This is a genomic window from Ciceribacter lividus (assembly GCF_003337715.1).
GTDB lineage: Bacteria > Pseudomonadota > Alphaproteobacteria > Rhizobiales > Rhizobiaceae > Allorhizobium > Allorhizobium lividum.
In genome coordinates this window covers 95118-114791 of record NZ_QPIX01000001.1, presented here as the reverse complement: position 1 = coordinate 114791, position 19674 = coordinate 95118, and the positions used below count along the sequence as shown (strand labels likewise).

19 protein-coding genes are annotated in these 19674 nt (G+C 64.7%); 11 read left to right on the top strand and 8 right to left on the bottom strand.

Going from position 1 to position 19674, the window contains the following annotated elements:
* Window positions 1-112: 112 nt before the first annotated feature.
* Window positions 113-1291 (bottom strand): NAD(P)/FAD-dependent oxidoreductase, encoded by a 1179-nt coding sequence (locus DFR48_RS00575; protein WP_114361226.1) that lies wholly within the window; start codon window positions 1289-1291, stop codon window positions 113-115.
* Between DFR48_RS00575 and mnmC2 the strand changes: the two genes are divergently transcribed.
* Window positions 1290-2021 (top strand): tRNA (5-methylaminomethyl-2-thiouridine)(34)-methyltransferase MnmC2, encoded by a 732-nt coding sequence (mnmC2, locus tag DFR48_RS00570; protein ID WP_114361225.1) that lies wholly within the window; start codon window positions 1290-1292, stop codon window positions 2019-2021. The genes DFR48_RS00575 and mnmC2 overlap by 2 nt on opposite strands.
* Here the strand turns inward: mnmC2 and DFR48_RS00565 are convergent.
* Together DFR48_RS00565 and DFR48_RS00560 are read right to left on the bottom strand one after the other, a co-directional pair.
* Window positions 2010-5651, bottom strand: a complete 3642-nt coding sequence (locus tag DFR48_RS00565; RefSeq protein WP_114361224.1) for a PAS-domain containing protein — start codon at window positions 5649-5651, stop codon at window positions 2010-2012. The two genes, mnmC2 and DFR48_RS00565, sit on opposite strands and share 12 nt — an antisense overlap.
* 227 nt (window positions 5652-5878) lie before the next feature.
* A complete protein-coding gene (locus tag DFR48_RS00560; protein ID WP_114361223.1) occupies window positions 5879-6559 on the bottom strand; it encodes a helix-turn-helix transcriptional regulator in 681 nt (226 codons plus the stop codon).
* A gap of 106 nt (window positions 6560-6665) precedes the next feature.
* On the opposite strand from DFR48_RS00560, the gene DFR48_RS00555 reads away from it, so the two are divergent.
* Complete coding sequence (locus DFR48_RS00555; RefSeq protein WP_114361222.1) at window positions 6666-6950, top strand: hypothetical protein; 285 nt, start codon at window positions 6666-6668, stop codon at window positions 6948-6950.
* A 52-nt stretch (window positions 6951-7002) separates the two neighbouring features.
* Here the strand turns inward: DFR48_RS00555 and DFR48_RS00550 are convergent, their stop codons facing one another.
* Window positions 7003-7575 carry a cytochrome b/b6 domain-containing protein gene (locus DFR48_RS00550; protein WP_114361221.1) on the bottom strand — a complete coding sequence of 191 codons (573 nt, stop codon included), beginning with the start codon at window positions 7573-7575 and terminating at the stop codon, window positions 7003-7005.
* Window positions 7575-7850 carry a PepSY domain-containing protein gene (locus tag DFR48_RS00545; RefSeq protein WP_112688731.1) on the bottom strand — a complete coding sequence of 92 codons (276 nt, stop codon included), beginning with the start codon at window positions 7848-7850 and terminating at the stop codon, window positions 7575-7577. Before DFR48_RS00545 ends, DFR48_RS00550 begins: the two co-directional genes overlap by 1 nt.
* Before the next feature lie 134 nt (window positions 7851-7984).
* On the opposite strand from DFR48_RS00545, the gene DFR48_RS21850 reads away from it, so the two are divergent.
* The 4 genes from DFR48_RS21850 to DFR48_RS00520 all read left to right on the top strand — a co-directional run bounded on the left by DFR48_RS21850 (window position 7985) and on the right by DFR48_RS00520 (window position 12147).
* Window positions 7985-8485: a PepSY domain-containing protein gene (locus DFR48_RS21850; protein WP_170141760.1), complete on the top strand. Its 501-nt coding sequence runs from the start codon at window positions 7985-7987 to the stop codon at window positions 8483-8485.
* Window positions 8485-9150, top strand: coding sequence for a response regulator transcription factor (locus DFR48_RS00530; protein ID WP_114361218.1), 666 nt, complete (start codon window positions 8485-8487; stop codon window positions 9148-9150). Before DFR48_RS21850 ends, DFR48_RS00530 begins: the two co-directional genes overlap by 1 nt.
* Entirely contained in the window at window positions 9150-10517 is a 1368-nt protein-coding gene (locus DFR48_RS00525) for a sensor histidine kinase (protein WP_245415482.1), read from the top strand. The genes DFR48_RS00530 and DFR48_RS00525 overlap by 1 nt, the downstream gene beginning before the upstream one ends.
* A 229-nt stretch (window positions 10518-10746) precedes the next feature.
* The gene (locus tag DFR48_RS00520; RefSeq protein ID WP_114361216.1) at window positions 10747-12147 is read left to right on the top strand and encodes a DEAD/DEAH box helicase; all 1401 of its coding nucleotides are present in this window, start codon (window positions 10747-10749) and stop codon (window positions 12145-12147) included.
* Between the two features lie 67 nt (window positions 12148-12214).
* Here DFR48_RS00520 and DFR48_RS00515 read toward each other — a convergent pair whose 3' ends face one another.
* On the bottom strand, window positions 12215-13099 hold the full coding sequence (locus DFR48_RS00515) for a DMT family transporter (RefSeq protein ID WP_114361215.1): 885 nt from the start codon (window positions 13097-13099) through the stop codon (window positions 12215-12217).
* 345 nt (window positions 13100-13444) lie between these two features.
* Between DFR48_RS00515 and DFR48_RS00510 the strand changes: the two genes are divergently transcribed.
* Genes DFR48_RS00510 through DFR48_RS00500 form a run of 3 tightly spaced genes read left to right on the top strand, consistent with a single transcriptional unit; the run spans window position 13445 to window position 16640 of the window.
* Complete coding sequence (locus tag DFR48_RS00510) at window positions 13445-14854, top strand: circularly permuted type 2 ATP-grasp protein (RefSeq protein ID WP_114361214.1); 1410 nt, start codon at window positions 13445-13447, stop codon at window positions 14852-14854.
* Window positions 14855-14858: 4 nt separating this feature from the next.
* Window positions 14859-15800 (top strand): alpha-E domain-containing protein, encoded by a 942-nt coding sequence (locus DFR48_RS00505; RefSeq protein WP_114361213.1) that lies wholly within the window; start codon window positions 14859-14861, stop codon window positions 15798-15800.
* A gap of 21 nt (window positions 15801-15821) precedes the next feature.
* Window positions 15822-16640 carry a transglutaminase family protein gene (locus DFR48_RS00500; RefSeq protein ID WP_114361212.1) on the top strand — a complete coding sequence of 273 codons (819 nt, stop codon included), beginning with the start codon at window positions 15822-15824 and terminating at the stop codon, window positions 16638-16640.
* Here the strand turns inward: DFR48_RS00500 and DFR48_RS00495 are convergent.
* Window positions 16606-17496 (bottom strand): LysR family transcriptional regulator, encoded by an 891-nt coding sequence (locus tag DFR48_RS00495; protein WP_245415481.1) that lies wholly within the window; start codon window positions 17494-17496, stop codon window positions 16606-16608. The two genes, DFR48_RS00500 and DFR48_RS00495, sit on opposite strands and share 35 nt — an antisense overlap.
* A 115-nt stretch (window positions 17497-17611) precedes the next feature.
* On the opposite strand from DFR48_RS00495, the gene DFR48_RS00490 reads away from it, so the two are divergent.
* Window positions 17612-18580, top strand: coding sequence for a quinone oxidoreductase family protein (locus DFR48_RS00490; protein WP_114361210.1), 969 nt, complete (start codon window positions 17612-17614; stop codon window positions 18578-18580).
* Between the two features lie 71 nt (window positions 18581-18651).
* Window positions 18652-19122 carry a hypothetical protein gene (locus DFR48_RS00485; RefSeq protein WP_114361209.1) on the top strand — a complete coding sequence of 157 codons (471 nt, stop codon included), beginning with the start codon at window positions 18652-18654 and terminating at the stop codon, window positions 19120-19122.
* 5 nt (window positions 19123-19127) lie between these two features.
* Here the strand turns inward: DFR48_RS00485 and DFR48_RS00480 are convergent, their stop codons facing one another.
* Window positions 19128-19592: a MarR family winged helix-turn-helix transcriptional regulator gene (locus DFR48_RS00480; protein WP_245415480.1), complete on the bottom strand. Its 465-nt coding sequence runs from the start codon at window positions 19590-19592 to the stop codon at window positions 19128-19130.
* Between the last annotated feature and the right edge of the window lie 82 nt (window positions 19593-19674).

Below are 19674 nucleotides of genomic sequence, written 5' to 3'. Positions count from 1 at the left end.
GCAACTTCTCCGCGTGACTGCTGACGGCGAACTTTAGCAATCGCCGTTACACGCAAGCTGATAGGTGATTTGCGTGACAGTATGACGACGGGAGACCGTTGAAATTTCTCGTTTAACGAGAGGCGACGGCGACGTGGCTCGAAAGGTGGAAGGATGTCGGAAGAACAGGAGCGCCGCCTTCGACGGCCTGCAGCGCGGCGTCGGCGAGCCGGTGCGCGAGACCGAAACTGACCTTGAAACCGCCCGTCAGCGCGATCACGTTGCGGTGATCGGGATGCTCCCCCACCATCGGATCGCGGTCGATCGCCTTCGGCCGCAGGCCGGCCCAACGCTCGACCACGTCGGCGTTTTCGAGCACCGGAGCGAGGACGCGCGCACGCGCGACGACCTCGTCCAGTTGCGCGTCGGTCGAGAAGGGATCGGCAAAGCGGTTCTCGCTGGTGCTGCCGACGGCAACGCGCCCGCCCTCGTGCGGAACGACATAGAGACCATCGAGATAGAGAAGCGGCAGGTCCGGATCGACATCGGTTTGAAGCAAGGCAGCCTGCCCTTTCACCGGTTGGCCGAGCGGGCGGGGAAGCGGTGCACCGAGCGCCTCCAGGATCGGGAACGACCGGTATCCGGCCGCGACGATCGCATGACCGAAAACCACCTCTTCTCCGGTGGAGAGCGTTGCAATGCCGCGGGCGGCGTCGAAGCGGTCGAGTTCGGCGCCTTCGCGAATTCGCACATGCCGTGCCGAACGCAGGAAGGCTCCGAGAAGAGCAGAGACGCGACGCGGGAAGACATGGGCGGCCAGCGTGTCGAAGACCAGGCCTGATGCAGCGTGCTCGGCGGCCGGCCAGTCGTTTCCGCAGGGTGAGACGTCACGCACGCTCCATGCGAAACTGCGGTCGCCCGCAATCCAGCGCTCGCCGGCCTCCTTCTCGTGCTTCTCGGCGATCACCCGCAAATGCGGCTTCGGCAGCGGGATCAGCCGGCCGCTGCGCCGATAGCCCGCCAAAACACCGGTCTCACGCTCCAGCGATGCGATCTCCTCCTCCAGCGAGACGAGCGCCTCGAACTGGAACTGCTTCTTGTCCGACCAGTTGTCCGGCATATGCGGCATCAGCGCGCCCATGAGGCCGCCGCTCGCGCCGCGGCCGATCTGGCCGCTGTCGATCAGCAGGGTGTCAATGCCGCGGCGCTCGGCCCGAACGGCCGCCCAGAGGCCCATGACGCCGCCGCCGACAATCAGGAGGCCGACGCGCGATTGACCCGCGCGAACATGAGCAGTATCGGCTACGTGCATGACAGGATCCAGTTCGACACCGACGGCCGGCGACAGCGGCACGCTCTTGTGGCACGAGGGCGATATGCCCTATTCGGCCGCCTTTGGCGATCACTTTTATTGCCAGACGGACGGCCGCCTCGAATGCGGCCATGTCTTCCTCTCGGGCAACGGGCTGCCGGCGCGCTGGGAGACGGACGGGCTCTTCCGGATCGGCGAACTCGGCTTCGGCACCGGCCTCAACGCCTGCGAGACCTGGCGGCAGTGGAAGCTCACCCGCAGGCCGGGCGGCGTACTGCACTTCGTCTCCTTCGAGCTTTATCCGATGTCGACAAACGATCTTTCGCGCGCGCTCTCCCGCTGGCCGGAAATCGAAGCCGAGCGCGAGATGTTGACGGCGCTCTGGCCGCCGGAACCCGGCGGCACCATCGACCTTGCGCTTGACGAGGCGACCCGGCTGACGGTCGTCTGCGGCGACGCGTTCGCGTCCGTCTCAGCCACCGAACTCGCCTTCGACGCCTGGTATCTCGATGGCTTTGCGCCCTCCCGCAACAGCGCCATGTGGTCGGCCGAACTGATGAACGCCGTCTTCGCGAAGACCGTTGAAGGCGGCACGTTTGCGACCTATGCGGCGGCGGGCTTCGTCAGGCGGAACCTGATTGCCGCAGGCTTCGAGGTCGAGCGGCGAAAGGGCTTCGCCGGCAAACGGGAAATGCTCTGCGGCGTGAAGCCGGCCCGTTCAGGCGCCTGAAACGGCGGCCTTGGCCCCGTCCCGGGACCCCGCGAGCCAGCGCCCCATCTTGGCGGCGAGTTGTTCCGGTCCGACCGGCTTGGAGAGATAGTCGTCCATACCCGCGCCAAGACAGATGTCACGGTCGCTGTCGAGCGCATGGGCGGTGACGCCGATGATCGGGACGTGCCGGCCGTCTCCCGCTGCCCTCTCGCGCTCGCGGATCGTCTGCGTCGCCTGAAGCCCGTTCATGACCGGCATCGAGACATCCATCAGGATGAGACGCGGGCAATGCCGCTCCCAGGCGTTCACGGCGGCCTGGCCGTCGGTGACGATGGCGAAGCTCAGGCCGGCGGCCTGCAGGATCTGGGTAAAGACGATCTGGTTGACCTCGTTGTCCTCCGCCACCAGGATTTCGTAGCCGGCTGCGGCAACACCGGTTTCCTTCTCCGCCTCACCGGCGGGCAAGGCTCCTGACAAATCCGGAAGGGCGGACGTTGCCTCCGAGGCAGAATTGCCATGGCGCAGGCGCGCCGCACGCACCACGTCGATGATCGCGTTTCGCAGGAGGTTGCTGCGCGCCGGCTTCATCAGATGGGCATCGACCTTCAACTGCTCAAAGGCGCGCTCGTCGCCCACCGCATCCATCGATGTGAGGAAGATGAGCGCCACGTCGCCGAAGCGCGCGTCTTCGCGAATCCTGCGCGCCAGATCGACGCCGCTCATGCCCGGCATCTGATCGTCGATGATCAGGGCATCGACAGTCACACCGACGCGGAAGGCCTCCTCGAGGATCGCGAAGGCGGCCGGACCGTCGTCGACGGCCAGGCCATCGAAACCCCAGCCGACGAGCTGCTCGGCAAGAATGTTCCGGTTGAGGGCGTTGTCGTCGACGACGAGCACTCGCGCGCCCTCGACATTCGGAGGCAGTGCGCGATGCTGAAGGCGGTTGCCTGCCGTCTTGAACGGCAGTCGGACCGTGAAAACCGAACCTCGCCCGAGTTCGCTGTCGACCTCGATGCTGCCCCCGAAGAGCCCGACGAGGCCGGCGGTGATCGCCAGTCCGAGCCCGGTCCCTTCGTGCCGGCGGGTCGAGGATGCGTCGGCCTGCGAGAACTTCTCGAAAATCGTCCGTCGCTTGTCTTCCGGAATACCGATGCCGGTGTCCTCGATCCTCACCGTCATCATGACCTCGCCGTCGGCGGCGGGCTCGCTGGAAAGGGCGACGAGCACATGCCCCTTCTCGGTGAACTTGATGGCGTTGCCGACCAGATTGGTGACGATCTGCCGGAACCGCCCGGCATCGCCGATGATCAGATGGCGGGCGGCGGCATCTCCTTCCACGACGAGTTCGATGTCCTTTTCTGCTGCCGCGGTAGAAAGCAGCGTCGCCACGTCTTCGACCGCGTCGATCGGATCGAACGCCATCTTGCGCAATTGCATCTGCCCGGCGTCGATCTTCGAGAAATCGAGAATGTCGTTGATGATGGTCAGCAGGGCCTTGCCGGATTTCACGATGATATCGACGAAGGTCTTCTGGCGGGTGTCGAGATTGGAGCCGGCCAGCAGCTCCGCCATGCCGAGCACCCCGTTCATCGGTGTGCGGATTTCATGACTCATGTTGGCCAGGAATTCCGACTTCGCCCGGTCTGCCGCTTCGCTCCGCGCGAGCAGGACCGTGAGCTCATGCTCGCGCTTCTTCATCTCCGTTATGTCCGAATAGACGAGCATCCAGTGTCCGCGGCTGCTCACCGTCGCATCGACCTGGACCCAGGTCCGGCCGTCGGCGAGGAAGACCTCGGAGAAACCCTTCTGCGCCTCGATCTTCTCCTGCCACTTGCCGAGCTGCTCCATCGGATCGGCGCCGAAATCCCCGCGCCTGGCGCAATAGGCGAAGGAGGCATGCCAGCTCTGGCCCGGCTCCACAAGCCGCGCCGGGACATTCAGGATTCGCGCCAGCGCCTCGTTCGACTGCAGGATCACGCCGTCCTCGACGAAGGCGAGGCCCTGCGACATGACCCGTGTTGCATCGTGCATGAACTGGCCGAGCTGTTCGAGCTCGGCCTTGGCTTCGCCGATCTCGCGCTCCCTTTTCCGCATCTCGGTGAGATCGGCGTAGGTCAGCAGAATACGGTCGTCATTGAGGCGCGTGGCGGTGCTCAGCACATATTTTCCGTCGGCATAGGCCATTTCACGGGTCACGGACCCCCGAAGGGCAGCGAAGACGGCAACGCGCTGCTGGTAGCCCTCTTCGAACTCGACCTCGGGCCAACTCCACCCCTTTTTGCGGTTGAGTTCGCAATAGTGGCGAAACGACATGCCTTCGAGCGGCGTGCCCTCGGGCCAGGCCCAGATCGTCGCGCATTGCTCGTTGGCGAATTCGACATTGAGGTCGCGGTCGAGAATTGCCACGCCGACCGGCATGATTCGGAAGACGCTGAGCAGATCATCGTAGAGCTTTTCGGCCCGCGCCTGAGCCTCGGTCAACTCGCGCTCGCGCGCCTTCAGCGCCGACACATCCGTGATCGAGCCGACCAGATAATGTCTTTGGTCCGGCGTGATGATGCGATTGAGTCGGGTGACGATCGAGGCCGGTCGTCCCCCGGGCAGTTCGACGTCGGCGAAGTGATCGATCAGTTCCCCGGTCCGCAGCACCTCGGCATTGTCGTCACGGAACTTCGCGCCGGTGTCGGGAAACATCTGTGTCTCATCGAGACCGTACACGCTTTCCAGCGTGCCCTGATGCATCTCCTCGTAGGCCTTGTTGGCGAAGATGAAGCGATGGTGTTCGTCGCGGATGAACACCGGAACCGACAATTGCTCGATCGTCGAGCGGTAAAGGGCGCTTTCCTGCTCACGCCTGTGCAACGCCGTCACATCTGAATAGGTGACCAGAATCTTGCCGCTTTCCAGATGCTGGGCCACGACCGACAGCACCAGTCCCCGGGTCGTCTCGAACTGTGCAGTACCGCCATGCCCGTCGTTGTTCAGGATCTGTGCGAGCCGACGGGCATAGAAGGTTTCGAAATCCTCCTCCCCGTGCCGGTAGACACCCCGATCATAGTTCCTGCGGACGAAATCCCTGTAGCTCATGCCGATGAGCCGTTGCGGTCGATTGCTCCCGAGCATGGCTGCGAAGGCATCGTTGAAATATTCGATGACGAGCTCGTTGCTGAGCAACAGGACACCGACCGGCAGGAAGCGCAGCAGGCTCTCGACATGACGATCCAGGGAGACCATGCCTTCTTTCGCCTCCGGCGCGGATGCGGACGCCACGACGGCGACCGCCTGGCCCGAGATATCGCTCGCCTCGGCTCCCTCGGCGAAAAGATAGGAGCGGCCGTCTTCGTTCGAGAATCGCTCGATTGTCAGGCGGTACGGCCGTCCGGCGCAGCCCGAGACCAGCACCATCTCTTCCTCCCCGAAGACGATCGCCCGCCGCTCGCGGTCGTCACGTCCACCGGCGTCCGCACGGTCGAAGAGCTCCTGATCGGTCTTGCCCACAAAACTCTCGGGATGGAGGCCGAAAAGTCGCACATAGGCCTCGTTGACGGCGACGTAGCGAAGCTCGCTGTCCTTGATGCATGCGGGATCGGCCAGATCGGAGATCTTGCTGCACGCCCTTTCCAGCAAATCACTCGCATGCGTCATCGCTCATCCCCCGAAGCGAAGATGCCGATCAATGGTAAAGGGTCCGTCACCAGCCCACCCGAACGGCCGGCACGCACATCGGGATGTGTGCTCATTGTCGACCGGGCGGGGAAAGACGAGGAAAAGGGCAAGAGAATCAGGACCGGAGAACGGGTTCAAAACGAAGTGACATCAAAATACGCCGCAAGACTTGCCCCAGCCTGAAAGCCGCGCGACCGGCCGCCCCTTCAACCGGCGACGCCGTCCAGATAGCGCTCGAAACTCCGTTCCTCGTCGGGCGGAAAGGTTTCATCGAGCAGGATTGCACCTTCGAGACGGTCGAGACGAAAATCCCGGAAGCCGTCACGCAGCTCGCACCAGGCCGTCAACAACCAGAGATTTCCGAAGGCGCTGAGGCCGAGCGGCCGGACGACGCGCCGGGTCACCCCTCCGGAGAGACTGTGATAGCCGATCTCGATCTTGCGACGGGCGGAGATCGCCTTTCGGACGAGATCAAAAGAAGTCGGAACTCCCGCATGGCTGCCGCTGCGGAACGCCCGGAGCGGCGCCCGCCGCAACCTCTCGGCATGCTCCTTCGGCAGCGAGGCCTCGAGCTTTTCCAGCGCCTCGCGCGCCGCGCGGCCGAGCGAATCATTGCCGAGCATCTGTACCGCCCGCACGCCGAAGGCGAGCGCCTCCAGTTGCTCGAAGGTGAAGACCAGCGGCGGCGCGTCGAAATCCTCCCGCAGCAGGTAACCGACGCCGGGTTCGCCGTCGATCGGCGCCCCCGATCCGACGAGATGCTCCATGTCGCGGTAGATCGTGCGCCGGGAGACCTCCATCTTCTCGGCGATCTCGGCGGCGGTCATCGCCCGGCCGGTGGCGCGCATCAGCTGGATGATTCGGAAGAGGCGGTCGGCAGGACGCATGAATCGGTACTCGGCTGAGCGATTGTGGCCACAAGGCTGTCAGCAGCACTGTGCTTAAACCTCGCCATCCGGTCAACCGGCCGGCAGTCAAGACAAGGAGCACGACATGGAAAAGGCATACGAACTGGTGGTCTACGACGTCGCGGACCGGGAGAGCGCGATCGCCGCGCGGGAAAGCATCAAGGCGGTTCTCTCCACCTTTCCCGGCTATCTCGGCTGGACGACGCTCGCCGCCGCCGACGGCAGCGCCAAGCTCGCCGACATGGTGACATGGCGCTCGCTCGAAGAGGCGAAATCGGCGGCAAAGAAGTTCGAGAGCGATCCGGCCTTCGCGCCGTTCATGGCGCACGTCGCCGGAATCAATCTGATGGGGCATTTTTCCGAGGTCTGAACTCCGGAAAAGAACATCCGGCGCCAGGCGAAGGCCTGCCGCCGGTCTTCTTTCATTCGGCTCTTTTCCAGCCGGTGATCATGGCGCGCACGAGGTTTTCCTTGTGCTCCAGACTGGCGAGAACGACGCCGCAGATGTGGAGAGCGACCAGCGCGAGCGTCGCATAGACGAACGTCTCGTGCGCTTCCTCGACCCACTCGACGCCCCAGAAGGTGTCGGTGGTCATCATGTAACCGCTCGTGGCAATCCCCGAGATCATCAGGAGAAGAGCCACCACCATCGCGCCGCCGGCCGGATTGTGGCCGATGTAGCGCTTGGCACGCATGCGGGCGGTATCGAGAAGGAACGACAGGACCGTGAGCGGGCTGTAGACGAAGCTCGAAAACCGGGCATGGTGGCTACCGAAGAGCCCCCACAGCACCCTGAACGCGATCAGTCCGGCGATCACGTAACCGGAAATGATGTGGGCCGATTTCCACTCGTCCCCGGTCAGGTACGAAAAGGCGAAGAAGCCGACCAGCGACCAGTGGAACAACCGCACCAGCGGGTCCCAGACTTTCACAACCCCCGGCCGCGATTCGCGGCCGGAAGCGGTGCCGGGCATTTTCCGCACGGCTTCGTTCATCAGTCGGCTCCGGCAGTGCCGGCCTGCTCGCCGGTTTCCGGATTGTAGAGGGCTTCGACCTTTCCGCCCTTGGCGTCGATGCCGTAGACTTCGTAGCAGCCGTTCTCGACCTTGATCTTGCGGACTTCCATGCCTTCGCCGGTCAGCTTCGCCTTCAGGGCGTCCTCGGCCATCCACTTGTCCTTCGCAACGTCGCAGGAGGTGCTTTCTTCCGCGTGAGCGACAGCGCCGAGGGCGGAAAGAGCGAAGATCGAAGCGATAAAGGTCTTTTTCATGGGAACATCCTTTTGCAACCGGCCGCAGCACCATTGCCGCCGACCGTTGATGCGGAACCTAGTCGACCGATGCTGATCGATAACTGACAGAGATTGTCAGTGAAATGTCAGCTTCACGGTGTTACATCGCTCCCATGAGTAAGAGACTTGGAGACTGGCTGTCGCGACTCTCGCTCGCGGGGCTGGTCGTCACGGTTCTGCTGGCGACGACTCCGCATGTGTATGCGGACGACGACGGTCACGATGATGGGCACGAGAGTTCAGACAGCGATTCTGGCGACGGCGGACACGACGACGGCGGCGGTGATGACGGCGGCGGCGACGGCGGTAGTGGTGGTGGTAGTAGCGGCGGCGGTAGCTCGAGCGGCAGAAGCGGCGGCAGCTCCTCGTCCGGTGACCGCGACGACAGCCGCGACCGTATCCAGAAGGCGGTCGCCCTCGGCAAGATGAAGTCTCTGGCGACGCTCCAGAAGATTCTCCGCCAGCGTGTCAGCGGCGACATCGTATCCGTCGAGCTCCTCCGCCGGGGCCGGCGCCCCGTGTACGAGTTCCGCGTGCTGAAACCGAACGGTCGGGTCGTCGAAGTCAATATAGACGCCGCGACCGGCAGTATCCTGCAGATCGAGAATAACTGATGCGTCTCCTGCTTGTCGAAGATGACCGGCTCATCGCCCGGAACGTGATCGCCCATCTGGAGCGCGAAGGTTTCGTCGTGACCCATGAAACCGACGGCGAATGCGGCTGGTTCACCGGCGATTCGGAGGAGTTCGCCGCCGTGGTGCTCGACCTCGGCCTGCCCGGCATGGACGGGCTTTCGGTCCTCAAGCGCTGGCGAAGCGGTGGACGGGCAATGCCCGTCCTGATCCTCACCGCCCGAGGCAACTGGCAGGAGCGTGTCGAAGGCATCGACGCCGGCGCCGACGACTACCTCACCAAGCCCTTCCAGATCCCGGAGCTTCTTGCACGCCTGCGCGCCATCATTCGCCGCAGTTGCGGTCAGTCGACGCCGGTCATGCTCATCGGCAGCATCGAGATCGATCCGAGGACCAAGTCTGTCAAGCGCGACGGACTGCCGGTGAGCCTGACGCCGCTCGAATATCGCTGTCTGGTCCATCTGGCGCACAACCGCCAGCGCAACGTCTCGCAGGCGGAGCTCACCGAACAGCTCTACGCACAGGACTTCGAACGGGAGAGCAATTCGGTCGAAGTGCTGATCGGCCGCCTGCGCCGCAAGCTCGGACGCGAAATCATCGAGACCAGGCGCGGCTACGGCTATCGCATCGCCGGAGATGACGGCTGATGCATTCCATCCGCAGCCGCTTCTTTCTCGTCTCGGTTGCCAGCGTGCTGCTGGCCCTGACGATGGCGAGCCTCGCCTTCATCGAACTCTTCAGGAGCAATCTGGAGCGACGCGTCGATCAGGAACTGACCAACCACATCAACAACATCGCCGGCGCCCTGCGGGTGACCGGGGAAGGCAATCTGGCGCTGCCCAAGACCCCCACCGACCTCCGCTTCCAGATGCCCTATGGCGGGCTCTACTGGCAGGCGGAGGATGACATTCGCAAACAGACGCTACGCTCGCCTTCGCTGTGGGACTACGTGCTGGCCCTTCCGGTCGATGTCCACGAAAGCGGAGAGATCCACAGGTATCACCTGAGGGGGCCGGATGAATCGGATCTCATTGTCCAGGAGCGCAAGGTGATCCTGACGGCACCGGAAGGAGAACGCGAGATCCGGATTGCCGCCGCGATCGACGCCGCGGTGGTCGCGAAGGCCGGCGGCGAGTTCGCCCGCGACATGCTGCCCTACGCGGCAGCGCTCGCAATCTTCCTGATCGCCGCCTCGCTTGCTCAGTTGACTTACGGCCTGCGTCCGATCTCTTCCGTCAGCGAAGGGTTGAACCGTATCCGGGAGCGCAAGGCCGACCGGCTGACGGGCCGGTTTCCGGAGGAGCTTCGCCCCGTCGTCGAAGCGGTCAACCGGCTGCTCGATTCGCAGTCCGATATCCTCACGCGGGCACGCGCCGCCGCCGGTGATCTCGCGCATGGATTGAAGACCCCGCTCACCATTCTCGCAAACGATGCCGAGACCCTGCGTGAAAAGGGTGAAACCGAGCTCGCCCACGAACTCGCCCATATCGCGACCGTCATGCAGGCCCATGTCGACCGCGAACTGACCCGCAGTCGCCTCGCCGTCAATGCGGAGCTGCATCGTTCCGTCTCCGATCTCCGCAACACCGTCCAGACCATCGTGAGAACGTTGAAACGGACACCGCTCGGCGAGCACCTCGACTGGAGAATCTCGATACCGCCGGACGTCGTGCTCGACGTCGACCCGCATGACCTGCACGAACTGATCGGCAACATCCTCGAGAATGCATCGAAATGGAGCCGCAACTGGGTCTCGATCCGTCACGTCGAGACGGGCGGCAAGCTCATGCTCATCGTGGAGGACGACGGTCCCGGGGCCGACGCAGAAGGCATAAGCCTGATGACGGAACGTGGGATTCGGCTCGACACGCAGAAGCCGGGTACGGGCCTCGGACTGGCCATCGTCCGCGATATCGCGACCGCCTACGAGATCGATTTGCGCATCGAAAACCGTGAGGAAGGCGGGCTGCGGGTGACGCTCGGCTTCGGTCCGGCACGCTGCGCCGCAAAATAACTGCTTGACTTTCCTGACCACAGGCCCCACATCCGGTGTGCTTTCACCTTCCGGCCGCCGCGTGAGCGAGCCCAGCGACATCTGAGACGCGAAGAAGGCAAGGCGCAGAGAGAATGCGGCGATCACCATCGCCGATGCGCTGGAAAGTTCTTCCAACTTACAAGTTCCCAAATCACGCGGGGTTCTTGACGCCAATGCCAACCGGTTCGCAAACCCGCGATCCGGACGAATGGTTTTTGGCGCCCCCCGAAAGGCAAATGCTTTGACCACTTTCGACGACCTTGGCTTGTCCAAGAAAATCGTGAAGACCCTCGGCCATCTCGGCTTCGAGACGCCCACCCCCATCCAGGCCCAGGCCATCCCGATCGTCATGGAAGGCCGCGACCTGATCGGCCTCGCCCAGACCGGCACCGGCAAGACGGCCGCCTTCGGCCTGCCGATCATCGAGGCGCTGATGGCGAGCGAAGCTCGTCCCCAGAGCCGCTCCACCCGCGTTCTCATCCTCGCACCGACCCGCGAACTGGTGAACCAGATCGGCGACAACCTGCGCGCCTTCTGCCAGAAGCTTCCGCTCAAGATCATCCAGGTCGTCGGCGGCGCCTCGATCAACAAGCAGCAGTTCCAGCTGGAGCGCGGCACCGACATCCTCGTCGCCACCCCCGGCCGCCTGCTTGACCTGATCAGCCGCGAAGCCGTGACGCTGCGTCACGTCAGCCACCTCGTGCTCGACGAAGCAGACCAGATGCTCGACCTCGGCTTCATCCACGATCTTCGCAAGATCGCCAAGATGGTTCCGACGAAGCGCCAGACGCTCCTGTTCTCGGCCACCATGCCGAAGACGATCGCCGACCTCTCCGCCCAATTCCTCTCGAACCCGGCCAAGGTCGAAGTGACCCCGCCCGGGAAGGCTGCCGACAAGATCGAACAGCACGTCCATTTCGTCGCCGGGCAGAACGCCAAGACCGAGATGCTGAAGAAGATCCTGACGGAAAATCCGGACGGCCGCTCCATCGTCTTCCTGCGCACCAAGCACGGTGCGGAAAAGCTGATGAAGCACCTCGACATCACCGGCTATTCGGTCGCCTCGATCCACGGCAACAAGAGCCAGGGTCAGCGCGAGCGGGCGCTGAAGGGCTTCCGCGACGGCGAGATCAAGACGCTGATCGCCACCGACGTTGCGGCCCGCGGCATCGACATCCCGGCCGTCAGCCATGTCTTCAACTACGATCTTCCGGAAGTCCCGGACGCCTACGTCCACCGCATCGGCCGTACCGCACGTGCCGGCCGCGACGGCATCGCGATCGCGTTTTGTGGTCCGGATGAAGGCCGCCTGCTGCGCGACATCGAAAAGCTGATGGGCGTCGAGATCGCCGTCGCCTCGGGTGAACCGCCGGCGAACCTTTCCCGCCCCGTCCGTCCGCAGCGCCGTGGCGGCGCCGGCGGCGGTGGCAACAACCGCAACCACCAGGGCGGCCAGGGCCGCGGCAAGTCCGAAGGCGGCGCCAAGGCCGACGGTCGCCCCGCCGGCAAGCCGGGCCACCGCAAGGGCGGCAACCGCCCGGGGAACGGCTTCGGCCAGGGCCGTCCCGCGCGCTCCGGCAATGCCGGCGGACGTCGCCGCGAGGCGTGATGCTCCGCTACGAGCAAGAAAAGTTGAATGGCGTGGCTTCGGCCGCGCCATTTTCGTTTGGGCAGGTTCACGCCCCTTTCGGCACGGCCTTGCGGTTGGTGAGGTAGACGCCGGCGACGGCGAGCGCCGTTCCGGTCATCATCCAGACGGTCAATTGTTCACCGAAGGCGATCGCCGCCTCGACGGCGGCAAGCGGCGGGACGAGATAGATGAGCGAGGCGGCTTTCGACACGTCCCCGCGGCGGATCAGGTAGAGGAGCAGCATCACCGCTCCCATGGAAATTCCGAGCACCGCCCAGCCGAGCGTCGCAAAGAGACCGAGACCCCATTCGACCCGCATGTCCTCGATCAGGTAGGCGGCGGGCAGTGTGACGGCGAGCGCGCCGACATATTGCAGCGTGGCGACCGTGCGGATGTCGCCCTCATGCAGGTAGCGCTTCTGGTAGATCGTGCCACCGCTGACGAAGGCCATGCCGATGATGTTGACCACGACCGCAAAGGCGGGAATGGCAGAGGCGTCGACGGCGAAGACCTTCGGCAGCACGGCGATCGCGATGCCGACGAAGCCGAGCAGCAGCCCCAGACGCTGCGACGGGCTGAGCCGTTCGCCGACCAGGCGGGTCGCCGCGATGCCGGTCATCAGCGGCTGCAGTCCGGCGATGATACCCGAGAGCGCTGCCGGGACGCCCTGCCCGATCGCCCACCACAAAGCGCCGAGATAGAGACCGTGAAGAAGAATGCCGGAAACCAGGGCATGGAAGAATGCCTCCGGCCTCTTCGGCCATGCCGCGCCGGTCGAACGGCAGACGATGTAGAAGAGCGCCGCCGCCACGGCATAGCGCAATGCGAGAAATGTCAGCGGATCGGCAAACCGGTCGGCGAACTTCGCGACCACCCAGCCCGTCGACCAGAGAAACACGAAGAGGATGGGCGCAAGGCGGGCAAGTGTCACGGGTCTCTCCGGATCGGGAGATTACGGGTTAGCGGGCGGGAGGGGCAAGCTCAACGGAGTTTTGTTGATCGCTGTCATCAATTCCGCTGATCGGCAGAGATGCCTAAAAGTTACGCACTCGCCAATGCCCAAATTTCAGGCAGCAGAGAGCATATCCAGCCCGCAACCGTTCGTCGCGCCGCCCGCATCCCGGCGCCTGCCCTGAATATTCGCCGAAAAAGCGCAAGCGATGTCGCGCAGCGAAAGGAGAACGACCACCGAAAAAAGTAGGTATTCCCGATTGTGCACGCTTCTTGCATCGTTGAAGATACTGTTGCGGAACGAAGAACGACAAAGGGGGGCGCATTGACGTTCGATGAAATGCTGACCGCGGACAAGGATCCGCGGACGCCGTACCGGACCTACCACGAGTGGTACTCCGGACAGGATCCCGTAAGGCTGGTGGCGAAGTCCAGGGACGCGGAAAACATCTTCCGCAAGACCGGCATCACCTTCGCCGTCTACGGCCACGCCGATTCCTCGGAGAAACTGATCCCCTTCGACATCATTCCGCGCATCATTTCCGGCCGGGAATGGCGCCGTCTCGCCCAGGGCATCGAGCAGCGCGTGCTGGCGCTCAACGCCTTTCTCGACGACATCTACCACAAGCAGGAGATCGTTCGCGCCGGCCGCATTCCCGCCCGGCTCATCGAGCGGAACGAGGCCTTCCTGCCGGAGATGATTGGTTTCCGCCCGCCGGGCGGCGTCTACACCCACATCGTCGGCACCGACATCGTACGCACCGGCGAGGACCAGTTCTACGTGCTGGAGGACAATGCCCGCACGCCCTCCGGCGTCAGCTACATGCTGGAAAACCGGGAAACCATGATGCAGATGTTCCCCGAGCTCTTCCAGCTCAACAAGGTCCGACGCGTCGAGGACTACCCGCACCTGCTGCGCCAGAGCCTCGCCTCGCTCGCCCCGCCCGGATGCAAGGGCAAGCCGCGCGTCGCCGTCCTCACGCCCGGCATCTACAATTCCGCCTATTACGAGCATTCCTTCCTGGCCGACATGATGGGCGTCGAGCTCGTCGAGAGCTCGGACTTGCGCGTCATTGACGGAAAGGTGAAGATGCGCACCACCCGCGGCTACGAGGCGATCGACGTGCTCTATCGCCGCGTCGACGACGATTTCCTCGATCCTTTGACGTTCCGGCCGGACTCCTGCCTCGGGGTTGCGGGGATCATGGACGTCTACCGCGCCGGCAACATCACGATCGCCAACGCGCCCGGCACGGGGATTGCCGACGACAAGGCTATCTATTCCTACATGCCGGAAATCGTCGAATTCTACACCGGCCGCAAGGCGCTTCTCGAAAACGTGCCGACCTGGCGCTGCTCAGAGCCCGACAGCCTGAAATACGTGCTGGAGCACCTCGAGGAACTGGTCGTCAAGGAAGTGCACGGCTCCGGCGGCTACGGTATGCTGGTCGGGCCCGCCGCCTCCAGGAAGGAGCGGGCCGCCTTCGCCGCCAAGCTCAAGGCTCAGCCCTCGAACTACATCGCCCAGCCGACGCTTTCGCTTTCCACGGTACCGATCTTCGTCAACAAGGGCATGGCGCCGCGCCATGTCGACCTGCGGCCCTACGTGCTCGTCTCCGACAAGGTGCAGATCATCCCCGGCGGATTGACCCGCGTCGCCCTCAAGCAGGGATCGCTCGTGGTCAATTCCAGCCAGGGCGGCGGCACCAAGGACACCTGGGTTCTGGAGGACTGACGGAATGCTCGGAAGAACTGCCAACGGCCTTTACTGGATGTTCCGCTACATCGAGCGGGCGGAAAACGTCGCCCGCCTCGTCGATGCCGGCCTCAGGGTTTCGCTCACCCGCAACAGCGCCTCGGACGAGGACTGGGATGCGGTGTTGCACAGCGCCGGCGTGCGCGACGCCTTCGGCGCCGGGCGCGACAAGCTCACCGCGGCCGACGCGATCGATTTCATGCTGCGCGATCCGGCCAATCCCTCGAGCGTCGCCGCCTCGATCGACGCGGCCCGCAACAATGCCCGCATGGTGCGCACGGCGCTCACCCGCGAGACGTGGGAGGCGACCAACGAGTGCTGGATCAGCCTCAGGCAGACGCTTGCCCGCCGGCTGAAACCCGCCGACCTCCCCGAGGCGATCGACGCGATCAAGAACCGGACCGGCCTGATCCGCGGCGCCTTCCACGGGTCGATGCTGAGGAACGAGATCTACAACTTCGCGCGCATCGGCACCTTCATCGAGCGGGCGGACAATACGAGCCGCATCCTCGACGTGAAGTACTACGTGCTGCTGCCGGCGGTGAGCCATGTCGGCTCCTCGCTCGACAACATGCAGTGGGAATCGATCCTGCGCTCGGTCTCGGCCCACCGGTCCTACCGCTGGGTCTACGACGGCGATCACCGCGCCGCCAACATTGCCGACTTCCTGATCCTCAACGTGCAGATGCCGCGTTCACTCGCCTATTCCTACGAGAAGATCACCAGCAATCTCGACTATATCGCCCGCGACTACGGCGAGCGGCTGCCGGCCCACGACACGGCCGAGGACGTGCGCCGGTGCCTGCGCTCGACCTCTGTCGCCGAGATCATGGATCAGGGACTGCACGAGTTCCTCGGCAATTTCATCGCCCGCAACAGCCAGCTCGGGCGGGAGATATCCGACGGATACCGGTTCTACAGCTAATTCGAACGGATGGAACACGCCATGCGGCTGAAGATCACCCACACGACCGAATACCGCTACGACCAGCCGGTCTCTTACTCGCTGCAAAGGCTGCGGCTCACTCCGCAGACCTCGCCCGGCCAGACGGTCCTCTCCTGGCAGGTCGCCGTCGACGGTGCGGCGGTCGAGGTCGGCTACGACGACCACTTCGGCAACCACGTGCAACTGGTCGCCGGAGAGGGCGGCGACAGCCGTCTCCACATCGTCGCCTCGGGAGAGGTCGATACGGAGGACCGCGCCGGTGTCTTCGGGCCGCATGTCGGCGACGCGCCGCTCTGGCTCTTCAATCGCGAGACACCGCGCACCAAGGCTGGCAGACTGGTGCGCGAGCTGGCCCGCGGCCTGCCGGAGGATGATCCGCTCGCCCGCATGCATGCGCTGATGAACGCCATCCACGACAGTGTCAGCTACCAGCCGGGAATGACCGGCACGGAGACGACCGCCGAAGAGGCGCTGAAGGCCGGCCACGGCGTCTGCCAGGACCATGCCCACATCTTCATCGCCGCGGCGCGGGTTCTCGACATCCCCGCCCGCTACATCTCCGGCTATCTGATGATGGACGGACAGGAGGAGCAGACGGCGACCCACGCCTGGGCGGAAGTGCACCTGCCGGGGCTAGGCTGGGTCGGCTTCGATGCCGCAAACCGCGTCTGCCCGGATTCCCGCTACGTGCGGATCGCCTCCGGCCTCTGCTATGCGGACGCCGCGCCGGTCTCCGGCATGCGGATCGGCCCGGCGGGGGAAAACCTCTCGGTCGCCGTCGTCGTCAGGCGCCAGGAGCAGGCCCAGAGCCAGAACTGACGTTCCCGAAGGCGGGATCGGCGCGGACGAGCTCGACAAGCCAGTCGAGAACGGCCCGGATACGCGGCGTGTGGCGCAGATCCTCGTGCACCACGAGCCACAGCTCCCTCGCGGGCGTCTGCAGGCGGCTCGGCAGGCGGACCAGTGACGTGTGCATGCGCGCGACATACTCCGGCAACAGGGCCACACCCGCCCCGGAGGCCGCCGCGGCGGCCTGGCTTGCCGCATCATTGCTGCGCAGGACGAAGGCGCGGCCGCCGAGCCGGGCCTGCAGCCAGGCTTGCTGCGGCAACGGCTCTTCGCCGTCGTCATAGCCGATGAAATCCCACTCCGCCTCCGGCCGATCGTAGGACGCCGCCGCATAGAAGGAGAACCGCATCTCCCCGAGCTTGCGGACCACAAGTCCCGGCGAGGCCGGACGCGAGAGCCGCAGGGCGATGTCGGCATCCAGGCGGTTCAGGTTCGCAAAGGTCTTTTCCCCGATCAGGCTGAGGACGATGCCGGGATGACGCCCGCGAAACGCTGTCACCTCCGGGGCAAGAACGGCGAGGGTCAGCGACGGTGGCGCCGAAATGCGGACCAGGCCACGGACATCCGCGGCGGCGCCGCTTGCCACCCGCGCGACCCTGGCCAGGGCTTCCTCGACGTCGCTGCCGAGTTCGGCAAGCCGCTCGCCCTCAGCCGTCAGATGTATCGAACGCGGCAGCCGGTGAACGAGCCGGACATTCAGGTCCGCCTCGAGAGCGGCGACGCGGCGACCGACGGTCGTGTGGTCGAGCTTCAAGAGATCGGCGGCGCGCGACAGGCTGCCTGCCCGCGCGAGCACCAGGAAAATGCGGTAATCATCCCAGTTCATTTGTGCAAATTTCCACATACAACATGCATATTTCTGCAATATTGCACATTCATCGACTATCTTAAAACAGCTCCGGACCGTGAGGACACAGACCTTCCGCACATAGGAGCAGACGATGAATTTGGTCATGGAATTTGCACAACCCGGCACCCCCGACGTTCTTCGAAACGCCGAACGGCCGGTCATGCCGCCTGCCGCCGGCGAGGTCCGGATCCGTCAGACGATGGCGGGCGTCAACTTCGTCGACATCTATCATCGTTCCGGCCTCTATCCGCTTCCCTTGCCGGCCGTTCCCGGCGTCGAGGCCACCGGCGTCGTTGAGGCGGTGGCGGAAGACGTCACAGACCTGAAGGTCGGCGACCGGGTTGGCTATGCCGGCCTGCCGGCCGGAAGCTACGCCACGGTCCGCACCCTGCCCCGGGGCCGGGTCCTTCGTCTCGGCGACGACCTGCCGGACGAAAAGGTCGCCGGATCGCTGCTGCGGGGCCTGACCGCCCATATGCTGCTCGTCACCGTCGGTCGCGTGAAGGCCGGCGATACCGTGCTCATTCACGCAGCCGCCGGCGGCCTCGGCCTCATCCTCACACGCTGGGCGAAACGGATCGGCGCGCGCACGATCGGCACCGTCGGTTCGCCAGAAAAGGCGGCGCTCGCCCGCCTCCACGGACTGGATCACGCCATACCCTACAGAGAGACCGACTTCGTCGACGAAACGCTGCGTCTCACCGGCGGGCGTGGCGTCGAGTTCGCGATCGACGGCATCGGGGCGGATACGACGGCGAGGACGCTCAAGGTCCTGCGGCCCTTCGGAACGCTCGCCAATGTCGGTCAGGTTGCGGGTCCGGTGCCGGCCATCGAGCCGGCGGCCCTCAACAACCGCTTCTTCACCCGGCCGAGCATCCTCGCGCTGACGCAGGACCGTGAAGCCTACCATGCCGCGGCGCGCGAATGGTTTGCCCTGTTGCGCGACGGCTTTGAGGTCCCCGCCGGCCACACTTACGCGCTTGCCGAGGCCGCGACGGCCCACCGCGACATGGAGGCCGGGCAGACGACCGGCGCCGTGCGTCTCGCGATCCCCGGCTGACGAGGTCAGTCCGGCACCATGCTCACGGCCTAAAATACCACGCGAAACAGGCTTCTCAGGCGGAGAGCAGGGTGTTCGGACGATCGGTTTTCCAGTCGGTGGTGGAACGGCTCGCGGCGGAACGCGCAGTCGAAGACGACGATGATGTGCCGCGCGCCTACCGCGTTTCGGGGCTCTCGTCCGGCTTCGTTCGCGAGGCCGGCGCCGCACCCGGAACGGCCGGCAGGCAGGCCGAAGACCTCTATCGCGACCTGATGGCGGAGGACGGACAGGCGGAGACCGTTGTGCAGCCGGCGGAACCGGCGCCGCCGGAAGAGCCGCCCGTCATGCCGGCGCACCTTGCCCGGCTCTCGCCGCAGGAGATCGCCGAGGATCTGGCGCTTTTAGCGAGCGACACCGCCGCGACGCTTGCCGAAAAGCGGCGCCGGTTTGCCCGCGCCAATCACCCGGACGGCGTTCATGAGGCTTTCCGTGATGCCGCCAACATGCGGATGAAGATCGCCAACCTGCTGATCGACGAGGCGCTTGCCCGGCTCGCCTGAACCTCTCAGTCGCAGAGGCGCTTCAGCAGATCAATAAGCTGGTCCCGCTCTTTCGTGCCGCCGAGCCGCGCGATCAGGCGCTCCTCGTGCGCCGCCCAGATCGGCATCAGTTCCTCCAGATAGTCGCAGCCGGCCCTGGTCGTGTAGAGCGCCTGCACGCGCCGGTCCGTCTCCGACTTCCGGCGTTCGACCAGCCCCTTTCCCTCGAGGCCGTCGACGATCGCGACGAAATTCGCCCGCTGGATGCCGAGCGCTTCGGCGACCTCGCTCTGCTTCAGACCCTGGTTGCCGCTCAAAAGCAGGAGAACGGCAAAGTCCGTCGGGCGCAGGTCCTTGGCGGCGAATGCCTCGTTGAATTGCTGGAAGACGGCCAGTTGCGCCCGGCGCAAACGGTATCCGACCGCGTCTTCCATCATCGAAAAATCGATTGCCGACGATGGATGTGTTTCCCCGGTTTTTGTTTTCGGCATGCTTGCGCCATTCCCCCCACTCCGCTCCGCGGGAGGATGCCGCACGCATTCCCGACGAAGCCTTGCGTCATAGTACAAGAAC

Coding starts and splice junctions, on each gene's coding strand:
- DFR48_RS00545 (WP_112688731.1), bottom strand. CDS start 7,850: ATGAAAAAGACCTTTATCGCTTCGATCTTCGCTCTTTCCGCCCTCGGC.
- DFR48_RS00555 (WP_114361222.1), top strand. CDS start 6,666: ATGGAAAAGGCATACGAACTGGTGGTCTACGACGTCGCGGACCGGGAG.
- DFR48_RS00525 (WP_245415482.1), top strand. CDS start 9,150: ATGCATTCCATCCGCAGCCGCTTCTTTCTCGTCTCGGTTGCCAGCGTG.
- DFR48_RS00480 (WP_245415480.1), bottom strand. CDS start 19,592: ATGCCGAAAACAAAAACCGGGGAAACACATCCATCGTCGGCAATCGAT.
- DFR48_RS00560 (WP_114361223.1), bottom strand. CDS start 6,559: ATGCGTCCTGCCGACCGCCTCTTCCGAATCATCCAGCTGATGCGCGCC.
- DFR48_RS00565 (WP_114361224.1), bottom strand. CDS start 5,651: ATGACGCATGCGAGTGATTTGCTGGAAAGGGCGTGCAGCAAGATCTCC.
- DFR48_RS00495 (WP_245415481.1), bottom strand. CDS start 17,496: ATGAACTGGGATGATTACCGCATTTTCCTGGTGCTCGCGCGGGCAGGC.
- DFR48_RS00490 (WP_114361210.1), top strand. CDS start 17,612: ATGAATTTGGTCATGGAATTTGCACAACCCGGCACCCCCGACGTTCTT.
- DFR48_RS00550 (WP_114361221.1), bottom strand. CDS start 7,575: ATGAACGAAGCCGTGCGGAAAATGCCCGGCACCGCTTCCGGCCGCGAA.
- DFR48_RS00520 (WP_114361216.1), top strand. CDS start 10,747: ATGGTTTTTGGCGCCCCCCGAAAGGCAAATGCTTTGACCACTTTCGAC.
- DFR48_RS00575 (WP_114361226.1), bottom strand. CDS start 1,291: ATGCACGTAGCCGATACTGCTCATGTTCGCGCGGGTCAATCGCGCGTC.
- DFR48_RS00500 (WP_114361212.1), top strand. CDS start 15,822: ATGCGGCTGAAGATCACCCACACGACCGAATACCGCTACGACCAGCCG.
- mnmC2 (WP_114361225.1), top strand. CDS start 1,290: ATGACAGGATCCAGTTCGACACCGACGGCCGGCGACAGCGGCACGCTC.
- DFR48_RS00530 (WP_114361218.1), top strand. CDS start 8,485: ATGCGTCTCCTGCTTGTCGAAGATGACCGGCTCATCGCCCGGAACGTG.
- DFR48_RS21850 (WP_170141760.1), top strand. CDS start 7,985: ATGAGTAAGAGACTTGGAGACTGGCTGTCGCGACTCTCGCTCGCGGGG.
- DFR48_RS00505 (WP_114361213.1), top strand. CDS start 14,859: ATGCTCGGAAGAACTGCCAACGGCCTTTACTGGATGTTCCGCTACATC.